This is a genomic window from Corynebacterium lactis RW2-5, assembly GCF_001274895.1.
GTDB classification, from domain to species: Bacteria; Actinomycetota; Actinomycetes; order Mycobacteriales; family Mycobacteriaceae; genus Corynebacterium; species Corynebacterium lactis.
This window is the reverse complement of record NZ_CP006841.1, coordinates 2,690,416-2,702,560: the sequence shown is the minus strand read 5'-3', so window position 1 is coordinate 2,702,560 and position 12,145 is coordinate 2,690,416. Positions and strand designations below refer to the sequence as shown.

General features: G+C 62.2%; 9 protein-coding genes. 3 read left to right on the top strand and 6 right to left on the bottom strand.

The genetic code is table 11. The annotated features are described in order from the left end of the window. Positions 1-76: 76 nt before the first annotated feature. Both CLAC_RS11855 and CLAC_RS11850 read right to left on the bottom strand, forming a co-directional pair. Positions 77-1,858: an alkaline phosphatase D family protein gene (locus CLAC_RS11855; protein WP_053413088.1), complete on the bottom strand. Its 1,782-nt coding sequence runs from the start codon at positions 1,856-1,858 to the stop codon at positions 77-79. A gap of 168 nt (positions 1,859-2,026) precedes the next feature. Continuing rightward, the gene (locus CLAC_RS11850; RefSeq protein ID WP_053413087.1) at positions 2,027-2,806 is read right to left on the bottom strand and encodes a DUF6474 family protein; all 780 of its coding nucleotides are present in this window, start codon (positions 2,804-2,806) and stop codon (positions 2,027-2,029) included. A gap of 120 nt (positions 2,807-2,926) precedes the next feature. On the opposite strand from CLAC_RS11850, the gene CLAC_RS11845 reads away from it, so the two are divergent. Then, positions 2,927-4,783: a ribonuclease H-like domain-containing protein gene (locus CLAC_RS11845; protein WP_053413086.1), complete on the top strand. Its 1,857-nt coding sequence runs from the start codon at positions 2,927-2,929 to the stop codon at positions 4,781-4,783. A gap of 31 nt (positions 4,784-4,814) precedes the next feature. Here the strand turns inward: CLAC_RS11845 and CLAC_RS11840 are convergent, their stop codons facing one another. The 4 genes from CLAC_RS11840 to CLAC_RS11830 form a co-directional block, all read right to left on the bottom strand. Beyond that, entirely contained in the window at positions 4,815-5,657 is an 843-nt protein-coding gene (locus CLAC_RS11840; RefSeq protein WP_053413085.1) for a crotonase/enoyl-CoA hydratase family protein, read from the bottom strand. 127 nt (positions 5,658-5,784) lie between these two features. Then, positions 5,785-6,381: a superoxide dismutase gene (locus CLAC_RS11835; RefSeq protein ID WP_053413084.1), complete on the bottom strand. Its 597-nt coding sequence runs from the start codon at positions 6,379-6,381 to the stop codon at positions 5,785-5,787. A gap of 343 nt (positions 6,382-6,724) precedes the next feature. Further along, positions 6,725-6,889, bottom strand: coding sequence for an antitoxin (locus CLAC_RS12525; RefSeq protein ID WP_082313428.1), 165 nt, complete (start codon positions 6,887-6,889; stop codon positions 6,725-6,727). 175 nt (positions 6,890-7,064) lie between these two features. Continuing rightward, entirely contained in the window at positions 7,065-8,969 is a 1,905-nt protein-coding gene (locus CLAC_RS11830) for an alpha/beta-hydrolase family protein (RefSeq protein ID WP_082313426.1), read from the bottom strand. Between the two features lie 142 nt (positions 8,970-9,111). Between CLAC_RS11830 and CLAC_RS11825 the strand changes: the two genes are divergently transcribed. Then, positions 9,112-10,059: an L-lactate dehydrogenase gene (locus CLAC_RS11825; RefSeq protein WP_053413083.1), complete on the top strand. Its 948-nt coding sequence runs from the start codon at positions 9,112-9,114 to the stop codon at positions 10,057-10,059. Between the two features lie 85 nt (positions 10,060-10,144). Then, positions 10,145-12,115, top strand: a complete 1,971-nt coding sequence (locus CLAC_RS11820) for a pyruvate kinase (protein ID WP_082313425.1) — start codon at positions 10,145-10,147, stop codon at positions 12,113-12,115. The last annotated feature ends 30 nt before the right edge of the window (positions 12,116-12,145 follow it).

Sequence of the window (12,145 nt, the reverse complement as noted above, 5' to 3'; positions counted from 1 at the left end):
GAACCCATCTTTGTACCTTCAATAGGCGAGCAGCAAGCCGTGAACAGCGCAGTGAGCGCAGCCGTGACCAGTGCTTTTAGTCGATGCGAGCGATTCCCTGGCCGCGTACGCCGCGGTAAGAGGCGGCGGTGTACAACGGCTGGTTCGGGACTTCCTTAACCTCGACCAGGCGATAATCTACGTGGATGTCGTCGCGGCCTACGTACACAGCAGCGTACCCGTGGCGGTCGAATTCCAGGTACTTCACGTACTTATTAGCGATCTGCAGCGCGTCGGTTGCGACCTGCGAGATTGGGTTGTCCTGGGGGAGAAGAACAATGTCGTCGATGTTCGGGGCGCTTACCGACGTGCAGACGATTTCCATCGCGGCAACACCGGCATCGGGGTATTGGCCCGGAACATTTGGAACATCGCAGGCCCAGGAGCTGTGGATGTCTCCAGTGAGGAATACGACGTTGTCGAACCCCTCATCTCCCATAATCTTGATTAGCTTGCGGCGTTCGGCTGCATAGCCATCCCATTGATCGGTGTTGTACGGAAGACCGTCCTGCGGGATGCCCAGCAACTCGGTGACCGCTCGGGTAGCTTCCGGATCCATTGGCGGAATCAGAACGGGAGTAAACATCACCGAATTTCCGACCAGGCGCCACTTCGCAGTGGAGGAACGCCACTGGCCCAGTAGGAAATTAAACTGCTCCGAGCCCATCATGGAACGGCTCTCGTCGTCGACCGGTCGAAGGTTTTTAAACTTGGGTGCTTCATCGCGGTAGGTCCGCAAATCCAGCATGGTGATATCAGCGAGGTCGCCATATTGGAAATTGCGATAGAGGTGACCTCCCTTGGAAAACACCGTCGCGCGAACCGGGAGCCACTCTAGGTATGCCTGAATCGCGGCGTCGCGGCGAGCGTAGAAATCGCCCTCCTTCTTGGGATCATGGTTCTCGGCCCCGTCTCTGAACTGGTCATTTGCGACTTCATGATCATCCCAGGTGACTACCCACGGCTTGAGACGGTGCGCCTCCTGCAGGTCCGCGTCCGTGCGGTAGGTGGCATAGCGCAGGCGGTAATCTGCCAGGGAAATCGTTTCGTGGGCGGGTTGATGGTCGCGAACTGGTCCCTTGCCGGAGTATTCACCACGCGGGTACTCGTAGATGTAATCGCCAACGCACATGATGATGTCGATGTCGGCATTATTGGCCATATCGCGGTAAGCGGAGAAATAACCGCTTTCCCAGTTTGCGCAGGAGGTCAGGGCGATTCCCAGTTTTTCTGGAGAGGAACCGGCAGCCGGAGAGGTGCGGGTCTGTCCTACCGGCGAAACCTCGCCCTTGTAATCACCATCGGTGACGGCGAAACGGAAGAAATAGCTGGTCTCTGGCGCGAGACCCTTGACGTCGACCTTTACTGTGTTGTCCGCGTTCGGGTCAGTGTTCAGGGAGCCCGATGCTACAACTGAAGAGAATCCCTCATCAGTGGAGACCTCCCACTTTAGGGCGACAGGCGTGCCCTGCCCCGCCCCGGCGGTGTCCTCGGGGTGTGAGGTAGCGCGGGTCCAGATGAGGACCGAGTCCGGCAGGGGATCGCCCGAGGCCACGCCGTGCTGGAATACGTGGAATTCCTGCTCCTTCGGGGCTTCGGGGGAAAGGAAACCCGGGCTGGTAAGGCTAAACGGGGACGCAGATGCCGTCGCGGACGAGGAAAGTCCTACTGCGCCGATTGCGGCACCGGTGACGCCGGCGCGGAGGACCGAGCGGCGAGACGGGGCGAATGGGGCGGAGCTGGTTGAAGTCTCGGCGGAGGCCTGGGAGCTGGTGGCCTTGTGGCAGGCCGAAGTATGAGGATTCTCTGAGAACAGCATACAGATAATTACAGTTCTATTACGCGACTATTTCCATTCGAACAAGTGAAAAACCGCAAAATGGGGGTAAATACCTGTGAAAATGCCCCCGATTGGACTCTCTCAGAACAGTTGCCGCTCAACTCAGGGCGCACCCATGTCTCGAGTTTTCGAGGAATCCCCAGCTATTTAGACACCCAGCTCGCTGATGATCTGGCGGTCAAGCCCGTCCAGCTCTGCAGTCAGCGACTGGTGCGCACGGCGGCGCTGATCTGGCGTCATCTTCTCTGCGGAAGCGATGGCATCCTCCATCACATTCAGCCTGGAGTTCGCATCCTTAATAAATCCGTCAGTGCCCGGGGTGCCGCTGCGGCCCAGCTCCTTCAGCGACTCCCGGGTCGCCTCGATGCGGGCGCGCAGGGGAGCGCCGTAACCCTGGAAGCGCGCTACATCGCTACCCGAGACGCCGAATTTCTTCGCCTCGACCTCCTGGTTGCGACGCTGAACCGCGGTGATGGCACGGTAGGCCAGCGGAACTAGCACCGGCACCAGCAGGCGGCCGCCGCCAATCCACGACTTTGCCTTGTCCTTGGAGAATCCGTGCGACCTCTGCTGCTCGAGGACCTTCTCCGCCATCTTCATCTGGTAGCGGTGCTTAGCGGCGAGCGCCTTCTTCTCGTCCTTCGCGCGGGCCTTGCGCAGCTTTTCGGCGCGCTTCAGCGCGCGGTTATCGAGCTTGAGCTCCTTCTTATTCAGCTTCTCCATCCGACGAACCTCGTCGGCCGCAGCCTTAATCTCTAGCTTGTGCTGGTGCTTCTGCTCGCGCTTGTCGGCTTTGGCCTGTTCCTTCTGCGCCTTGCGCTTCAGCTTGGCGTCCTGGCGTGCTTCCTCCTTAGCCTTGGCCTTTGCAGCCTTGACCAGTTTGGCAGCCTCGCGCCGACGCTGACGAAATTCACCCAAGAAGCTCATTTTTTCCTTCGCTTTGTTACTCGCGGATGCGTGTAGACACTCGCGTTGATGCATGACAGTGCTTTTCTGCCAAGCTTAACGTGAAACTTCGCCCCAAGTGGCGTTACGCTAATTCACATTGTGAATGAACTCTTTCCCAGCGCTGACCGCCCGACCCTGCGCAGCGCCGATCTCATCGGTTGCCGGTACCGACTCGGCCTCGACATTCAGGCTGGCCGCACTCGAGATTCCCGAGCTGCCTCCGCTTCCCGGGGTTCTCGCATGCTCACCGACGCTGAGCCCCCGCGCCACCGCTTGCCGACGGTCCTTGCATCCATTCCCGGGCTCTACCAGGTGGAACAGGGCCCCGATGCGCAGCTGGAGACCCTGGAAGCCCTGGCCCGCGGCGAAGAAGTCATTGCCGGTGCTGTCCTTGCTCATGAGCGTCCGGGGCCGAACGGCGTATACGCGGGAATTGACGAGGTCTGCACCCCGGACTTGCTCGTCAAGATTGACGATTCTCCGTCTACGCCGGGTCCTACCTACATGCCGGTCCTGTTTGTAACCAGGCACCTCCTGTCCAGTCCCCGGCCCGCGAAGAAGCAGGGGCGGCCGTCGGCACGCGCGGTTGCGGAGTCGGTGCGAGCGCGGCTTCTCTCGGTGGAGCGGCTCGGGAGGCAGGGGGTCCTCAGCAGGTCCGTGCGCCAATCGCTGGTCGAGGTGACTGACCGGAAGCTGCGGCATCACGGGCCGGACGCGGTGGCGCTTGGCCAGGCGGCTGCGCTGCTGCACCGACTGGGAGTGTCGAGTGGCCTGGTCGGCGCGCTTAGCGTGACGGGGATGGGGCTCGACGCGCGCAATATTGTCGTGGCGACGGAGGGCTCACGGGTGGCGTCGTACCGCATGGCGCTGCGCGACGCGCGGGACGTGGTGGCGGGAACGCTGAATCGCAAGACGCAGCCTGCGACGAGGTGGGAATGGGGACAGTGGCCCCTGGCACCCCGCCGCATCCGCGAGTGCAAGAATTGTCGCTACCAGCAGCGATGCCTGGAGGAGCTCTCGCGCGCGGACGACATCTCGCTGCTTCTTCCCGGCGACAAGTCGCGCCTGCTGAGGGAGGCGGGCATCGACACGGTCACCGCACTCGCGCGCGCCGACGACTCCACGCCCGCCGCTGGCCCGGAACAGCGTTGGCTCGCCAGAGCCAGGCTTGCCGACGTCCCGGCACTGCGGAAGGTCCGGGAGACATCGGCGCCACGTGCCGATGTGGAAATGGACATCGACATGGAGGCCTATCCCAGCGACGGCGCGTACCTGTGGGGAACCTGGGTGCCGGGCGAGGAGTACCGGGGTTTTGTGACATGGCAGCCGCCGGGACCCGACGGGCTGGGCGGTGTCGCGGAGGCCCGAAACTTTGCGCTGTTCTGGGAGTACCTGTGCCGACGTCGGCAGCAGGCGGCGGAACAAGGCAAGACTTTCCGCGCCTATTGCTGGGCCGCCGAGGGTGAGAATTATTGGCTGCGCCGTACCGCGACGCGCTTTGCTGGCCAGGAATTTCAGTTGCCCGAGCGCGCAAGCGGGGCGGATGGGGTCGACGTGGACGCGCCCGCTCGGACCGTGGTCGTGCCAACGAGGCAGGAGGTCGATGAGTTCATCGGATCAGAGCAGTGGGTCGACATGTTGAAGGTGACCCGGCGCCAGATCCTCTCCCCGGTGGGGATGAGGCTGAAGGTCGTGGCGCCGTGGTCCGGTTTTCACTGGCGCGACGCCGACGTTGATGGGGAGTCATCCCTGGACCTCTACCGCATCGCGACGGGAGTCGACCTCGAATATGTCAGCGAGCAGGCCTTCTCTGGGCTGGGCCCGGACGAGGCTCGGGCGATGCTGCTGCGCTACAACGGCGACGACTGCCGCTCCGTCGCCCACGTTCGCGATTGGCTCGAATCCGGCCTGGCAGTAAAGGACCTGCCGCACGGAGAGGATCTGCCGATTCCATAGGCGAGAGGAGCGGAAGCGGGGCGTCCTTTCGCTAGCGGAGCCAGGTTCCGCGCCGGGCGAAAACCGGGGTGGCCTTCTTCATCGCGGCTTTGCGGATAATCGCGGTGTTCTTCCTGGCCAGGAGCACCAGCTGCCGGGCGCGCTCGCGGCGGAAAGTTGTCCGCGGGCTGGCGTTGGTATCCCGGAACAGTGCCTTAGTCGCCGCGAGCTGGTCGGGTGAGCGCAGCGCCAGCTGCTCCAGGCGACGCTTGGCCTCTGCCAGTGCTGCGTCGGCGTCAACTGCCACCCATGTGGCCAGGCCAATCGACTCTGCTGCGGTGCCGTCCAGCTCCTCACCGGACATGGTCAGCCACTTCGCGGCATCCGGGGCAACCTCATCGCAGATGGTGCGCATGCCACTCATATCCGGAATCAAGCCCCACTTCGTCTCCAGAATTGACCACTTTGCATCCGGAGTGGTGATGCGGAAATCGGCACCGAGGGCCAGCTGCAGCCCGCCGCCATAGCAGTGGCCCTGGACAACAGCGATGACCGGCACGGGCAGACGGCGCCAATCCCAGCAGGCCCTCTGGAAGAGGTTCGTACCGTGGACATCTGGGATGAAGCCAGTGACAATCCTCGACGGCTTGGCGAAGGCGGAGGCGAAATCTAGGCCCGCGCAGAATGATGGGCCCTCACCGCGCAGAATCACGCCGCGCAGGTCGAGATCGCGACCTAGTTCACGGGCAACCTCGGAAAGCTGCTTCAGCATGTCCAGCGTCAGGCCATTTAGCTTTTCCGCCCGGGACAGTGAGACAACGGCAATTTTGGCGGCGTCGTCAAGCAGATGCTCGAAGCGGACGGTGACATGGCTGGTGGCGGGTTCGGCGCTCATGAGTGCCAGGCTAGGGCACGGCGCAGCAGGTAGAGGAGGAAACAGCAAAAAACCGGCGCTCGGGGGGAACCCGAAAGCCGGTTATTGCGTCTGATGCGAGGCTGGGATGCGAACGGCCTACGCGCGCTTACTTAGCAGCAGCGAAGAGCTCTGCAGCGTAGTCCCAGTTGAAGACGTTCCAGACAGCCTTGACGTAGTCAGCCTTGACGTTCTTGTACTGGAGGTAGAAAGCGTGCTCCCACATATCCAGAAGCAGAATCGGCTTCAGGTTGATGGAGAGGTTGCCCTGCTGGTCGGTCATCTGCTCGATGACGAGGCGGCCAGCGACGGTGTCGTAACCCAGGACGGCCCAGCCGGAGCCCTGCAGGCCGAGGGCTGCAGCGTTGAAGTGAGCCTGGAACTTCTCGAAGGAACCGAAGTCGCGATCGATGGCCTCAGCCAGCTCGCCGGTCGGCTGGCCGCCACCGTTCGGGGACAGCAGCTTCCAGAACAGGGAGTGGTTGGTGTGGCCGCCCAAGTTGAAAGCCAGGTCCTTGGACAGGCCGGTAACAGCAGCGAAGTCGCCGGACTCGCGAGCAGCAGCCAGCTTCTCCAGAGCAGCGTTTGCGCCGTTGACGTAGTTAGCGTGGTGCTTGGAGTGGTGCAGCTCCATAATCTCGCCCGAGATGTGCGGCTCGAGAGCGTCGTAAGCGTAGTCCAGCTCCGGAAGTTCGTACTTAGCCATTTTGGAAATCCTCCTGAAATGAATTGATTTTGTTTGTGCGGTCGATGGTACTCCAGATGAGAAAATGCGCAACTAATTACGAAATAGATTGCGCACGAAAATCTTAAATCCGCAGGTCGGAACCTCCCCAAATGGGTTGGAGGCGGGCTGATCTGCGTCAGCCCGCCTCCCGGTTTAGTGTTGATGTATCATTAAAATCGTTGTGTTGTGGTGCTTAGCTCTCTCGCTAGGTGGACACCAAAACCCCGCGGCATTTTCAGTGTTATGCTGAAAATGTCCCGCGGGGTGTGATCCTGGAGTTAGTGAGGCTCCAGGGTTTGTTCGACGTCAGGCCGAACATTAATTACTCGCCGAGCTTGCTACGCAGGGCGTCCTGAGCCTTGTCGGTCTTGTCTGCGTACTTGTTGTCGGTCTTGGAATCGAAAGCGTCGCCAGCCTTCTCGACACCCTGGTCAACCTTGTCCGGGTTGTTCTTAGCAAATTCCTTGGCCTTGTCGAAAATGCTCATTATCAATGCTCCCTAAGGGTCGATTGCTTAACTATCTAGATTCAACCGTAATGCCAATGCGCCGCTATCGCACGGTGGAAAAGGCTACAAAATAGCAACAAATTGATAACTTGGGCCGAATAAAAGTGTGGAGCGAATCCAACGGCAGCTCGCCTTTCCCGTGTCACCAGGAATCCTAGGCCCGGGGCGGCTGTGTCCTCTTGATCCACTTCGCGATACGCGCAAAGCGCATGCCAGCGGCGCCGCCAAGGTCGTCGTCAAGCGGAACCCCTAAGACTGCGGCCCACGCGGGCAGCATCTCCTGCTCGTAGCGATGACCATGACCCCCTGGAACGTCGACAGAGGCGACGCCATCGATAAGCACCTGCCAGAAGGTAACGAAGGGGAACCAACGCATCGCGGGCAGGACATCGCGGCCGAGGCGCTCGGCGAGCCAAGCAGGGCGACGCCACGCCAGCGGGTAGTCCCACCACACGATGGGATCGGACGCGTGCTGGAGGAATGCGATACGCGGAAACTCCCATTCGCCGAGGTCGGCGCCATAGAAGGAATGGAAAAGTTCCTCAGGGCGAGTGGCAAAGCGGATGTTGCGGCCCCCATCGATAACCGGTGCGATGTGCGGCGAGTTCGCATCCCGGCTGGAGGTCAGCTCTTTCCATATTGGCGCGAACTGCGGGGTGCCGCTCCACACGGCGCCGTCCACGCCGGCGAGCATGTCCTGTGCATCTGCGAACGCCCCGAGGCCGCCGAAGCCACCTAGGGATTCGCCCGCGACGTAGAGCTTCGGGCGGTCGTCGGCGGGCATTCGCTCCAGCTCCTGCTGGATGCGATAAATCAGTGCCTTACCTGCAGCGAGAGGCGTTTCGTGGTCCGTCAGCCACGCCACGGGGGAAGGAAGGTCGGAGTACTGCAGTGCAACCTGGGCGCAGTTGCCGAGCGTTAGGAATTCCACTGCCTGCAAGGACCATGAGGGTACCCAGCCCGTGCCGGTGGTGGTGTGGACGACGAGGTGATCGCGTCGGAAAGCGCCGGTGCGGTGAAGCTCCCGAATCGTCAGCTCGACCTGGGCGCGCAGGCTGCGGCCGTTGACCTTTCCCGCGTAAATGCGAATAGGCTCCTGGACCTGCGTGATGTCGCGTTTCGCCACCGCCGCGAGATCACGTGCGCGAGGGCCCTCAGCGACAACGACACGCCCCTGCGCGCCGAGTGCATGCCAGGGCTCCAGGGACCAGGGGCTGCCGGAGCGCTCCGGCTCCCAGGGCTGAGTCCGCCCAGGTAGGACGAGAGTATTCAAGTAGCGCGACTTGGCGGAAATCTTCTCGAGCGTCCGTCGAACCACCAAAAGGTCGACGCTCGCGGCCAGCGTGCCGCCTACGATGGCGCCGCTGAGGACCGGTGCCAGGCCTCGAGGTAGCCAGGGGCGCAGGTTTTTCCGAATGAGGTCATAGCCCCAGTTTGCGGCGAAGGTTAGGCCTCGGGTCGCCAAATACAGTCCGCTCGCCGTGAGCGTCGCCCCCAGCTGCGCGCGTGCCGACGACTCCGAGTCCTTGCCCACCAGACGGCCAATCTCACGCTGCTGCGAGATGGATTTCAGCCACAGGGCAATGGTTGTGGTAGCCATAGTTCCGTGCCAGGTGATGGCAAGAACGCGCTGGTGGCGGGGCGGAAGGGCGAAGCGCCCCAGAGGAGAGGCGGCTAGCGCCCTGACGGCCTGATTGAAGCCGTACCCGACGGCGACTCCGGTGACGTGGCCGGCGACCTGCGCAGTGAAGGTCACGACAGTCGTTGCGGTCCAGGTGCGGGGCATCAATGACGGGCTGAACGCGGCCCAGGAGGCAACCTCCGCGCCGATGAGCCCGGGGTTCGAGGGGATGCCGGCGCGCAGAGTACCCCTGAGGGTGCCCCGGCCGGTTCCGGTTAGGACTGTGCGCAGCGCTGCCTGAATTCGGCGGGTCCTGCTGACAGGCGCGTGGGTGAGAGTAGGTGAGAAGGACTGTGATGCAGCGGAGTAGATAGCGGGCGTGACGGTCTGGCGGCCTAACGGCTTCGCCGCCGCCAATGCGTCACGCAAGAATCCCATGAGTCCATCATGGCAAAAACGGGCGACCGACGTACATGAATTGCTGTTGGAACGGGCACTGGTTGGGTGAGCCAATCTTCAGAATTCGGCGTAGCCTGTCGAATGGAAGGTTTTCCATATCGGTAAAGAAGGAGACGGGTATATGAAGGTTTCCGCAGGCAACAAGGTAGTTCTCATCGGCGCTGGCGACGTGGGAGTCGCCTACGCCTACTCGCTTGTCAACCAGGGGTCGGTCGATCACCTGGCCATCATCGATATCGATGAGAAGAAGACTCTCGGCAACGTCATGGATCTCAACCACGGCGTTGTGTGGGCTTCCTCGCGCACCAAGGTCACCCAGGGAACCTACGCAGACTGCGAGGATGCGGCGCTTGTCGTCATCTGTGCCGGTGCTGCCCAGAAGCCGGGCGAGACTCGCCTGCAGCTGGTGGACAAGAACATGAAGATCATGAAGTCCATCGTCGACCCAATCATGGAAAGTGGCTTCGACGGAATCTTGCTGGTCGCCTCCAACCCGGTCGATATTCTGACCTACGCCGCATGGAAGTACTCCGGTCTCCCGCACGAGCGCGTCTTCGGCTCCGGCACTATTCTCGACTCGGCCCGTTTCCGCTACATGCTGGGCGAGTACTTCGAGGTCTCTCCGATGAGCGTCCACGCATATATCATCGGTGAGCACGGTGACTCCGAGCTTCCGGTTCTCTCCAGCGCGAATGTCGCTGGCGTCAGCCTTGCCAAGCGCCTGGCAGATAACCCGAAGCTTCACGACGAACTGGAATCGATCTTTATCCGCACCCGCGATGCCGCCTACGACATCATCGATGCCAAGGGCTCTACCTCCTACGGAATCGGCATGGGTCTGGCTCGAATCACCCGTGCGATCTTCCAGAACCAGGAAGTCGCGCTCCCGGTTTCGGCCTACCTCCAGGGCGAGTACGGCCAGGAGGACATTTACATCGGAACCCCGGCGATTGTGAACCGCAAGGGTATCCGCAGAGTCATCGAGCTAGAACTCGACGACTACGAAAAGGAGCGTCTGGCCGCGTCCGTGAAGACTCTGAAGGAGATTCAGGACCCGTTCTGGAAATAAGCTCCGGATGCGGAAAACGCCGGTAGCGGCGACAATAAGGGGACAATCCGAAAACGGCCGTTAGGAAAATAGGAGTGATCCCCTTATGGCACCGGAGCAGCCCGCCGTCACCGACACCAACGACGTCGCAGCAGGCGGCGTCCCCAACATCGATCGTCTGATTAGTCAGGTCACTGATCTCATCGCGGAGTTGGACGGGGTGAGCGCCTCCGCGCAGGATTTGCTGGAAAAGGTCTCGGAGCAGCACCGCCGTCACGCGGAGAATTTGCTGCACTACGCCCACCTGCGCACGATTGATATTCGCGGGCTGCAAAATAGCCTCCACGATTTGGGGGTTACCAGCCTGACCACCGCGGAGTCCTTCACCCGTGGTCGGCTAGAGCTCGCTCTGAACGTTCTTCTAGCCCTCGACGGCCGGGCCTCCGACATCGACGTGGCCCGCCTCATCACCGACGATGAAAAGGCTGACCTGCAGCTAGACCGTAACGCCAGCGCGCTCTTCGGACCCGAGCGCACCGAGGATGTGCCTGCGCACATCATGGTAACCCTGCCTTCCGAGGCTGCAGACGATGCCGACCTGGTCTACGGTTTCGCCACCGCGGGCATGGATCTGGCCCGCATCAACTGCGCTCACGACGGCCCCGAGCAGTGGCGCCGCATGATTGCCAACGTCGCCGCTGCCGGCGAGAAGGTCGGCCGTCGCATTCCAGTTTCCATGGACCTCGCGGGCCCGAAATTGCGCACCGGCGCCATTGAACCCGGTCCTCAGGTCGGCCGCGCACGCGTCGAGCGCGATGACGCGGGAACCGTTATCTCTAAGTCGAAAATCTGGCTGACCCCGCGCCTGGATTCGCTGCCCGCGCCGGTCCCCGGTGGGCTGCCCGGCCGCCCCGCCCTGCCGCTTCAGGTCGATGCCGGTTGGCTGGAGATGCTGCAGGTAGATGACGTTATCACTCTTCACGATGCCCGCTCCGCCAAGCGCCACTTCACAGTCACGCGCATCCAGCGCGACGACAACGGGGATGTCACCGGCGTCCTCGCCGAGGGCAATAAGAACGCCTACATCGCAGAGGGCACGCACCTGCGCAGCAACTACGAGGTCACCCGCGCCGGAGGCGTCCCGGCCACCGTCCAGAAACTCCGCTTCCACACCGGCGACTCGTTAATCCTCACCAGTCGTGAGGAGGTCACCGCAATCCCGACCAGCCCGGACGAGATCCCCCGCATTTCCTGCACGCTCCCCGGCGCGGTCGCCGCTCTCAAACCGGGTGCTCCCGTGCTTTTCGACGATGGGGCCCTGGCTGCCGAGGTCGTGGAGGTCGTGGACGTGAAGCCGTCGGCAAGCGAGGGCGAAGGCTATGTCGACGCGCTGCTGAAGGTGCGGCGGACGAAGCCGAGTGGGCAATCGCTGGCGGAGCACAAGGGCATCAACCTGCCGGAGACCGATCTGCCGCTTAACTCGCTGACGGATGAGGACATCGCCAACCTGCGATTCGTGGTGGAAAACGCGGACATCGCGGCGGTGAGTTTCATTCGCACGGCCGGCGACGTCGAATACGTCCACGAGGTGCTGGACCAGATCGCGCGGGAGCACGAGGAGGCAGGACGCTCAGACCTGGCCGCCAAAGCCCGGGAGCTCGGAGTGGTGCTCAAGATTGAGACGATTCCGGCATTCGCCAACCTGCCGGAGATTATCATCACGGGCATGCGCCGGGAGAAGTCGGGGCTGATGATCGCCCGTGGTGACCTGGCCGTTGAGCTGGGCTTCGACCGCATGGGAGAGGTGCCGGGGCAGATCCTGACGCTGGCGCAATCCGCGGGCATGCCAACCATCCTGGGCACGCAGGTTCTGGAGAATATGGCGAAAGCCGGCCTGCCGTCCCGCGCCGAGATTACCGATGCCGCGTTCGCGCTGCGTGCCGAGTGCGTGATGCTGAACAAGGGGCCACACATCACGGAGGCCATCGGCATTCTCAACAACCTTGCAGGCAAGATGGGGCGCTCGCAGCGCAAGAGCCGCATCATGCTGCGCAAGATTCGTAGCTGGTCGCACTAGAGCAGCTGGCAGGGATCGGGCGGGTCCGGG

Excerpts from the sequence above, each read along its gene's own strand:
- CLAC_RS11855 (WP_053413088.1), bottom strand. The coding sequence starts at position 1,858 with ATGCTGTTCTCAGAGAATCCTCATACTTCGGCCTGCCACAAGGCCACC.
- CLAC_RS11850 (WP_053413087.1), bottom strand. The coding sequence starts at position 2,806 with ATGAGCTTCTTGGGTGAATTTCGTCAGCGTCGGCGCGAGGCTGCCAAA.
- CLAC_RS11840 (WP_053413085.1), bottom strand. The coding sequence starts at position 5,657 with ATGAGCGCCGAACCCGCCACCAGCCATGTCACCGTCCGCTTCGAGCAT.
- CLAC_RS11835 (WP_053413084.1), bottom strand. The coding sequence starts at position 6,381 with ATGGCTAAGTACGAACTTCCGGAGCTGGACTACGCTTACGACGCTCTC.
- CLAC_RS12525 (WP_082313428.1), bottom strand. The coding sequence starts at position 6,889 with ATGAGCATTTTCGACAAGGCCAAGGAATTTGCTAAGAACAACCCGGAC.
- CLAC_RS11830 (WP_082313426.1), bottom strand. The coding sequence starts at position 8,969 with ATGGGATTCTTGCGTGACGCATTGGCGGCGGCGAAGCCGTTAGGCCGC.
- CLAC_RS11825 (WP_053413083.1), top strand. The coding sequence starts at position 9,112 with ATGAAGGTTTCCGCAGGCAACAAGGTAGTTCTCATCGGCGCTGGCGAC.
- CLAC_RS11820 (WP_082313425.1), top strand. The coding sequence starts at position 10,145 with ATGGCACCGGAGCAGCCCGCCGTCACCGACACCAACGACGTCGCAGCA.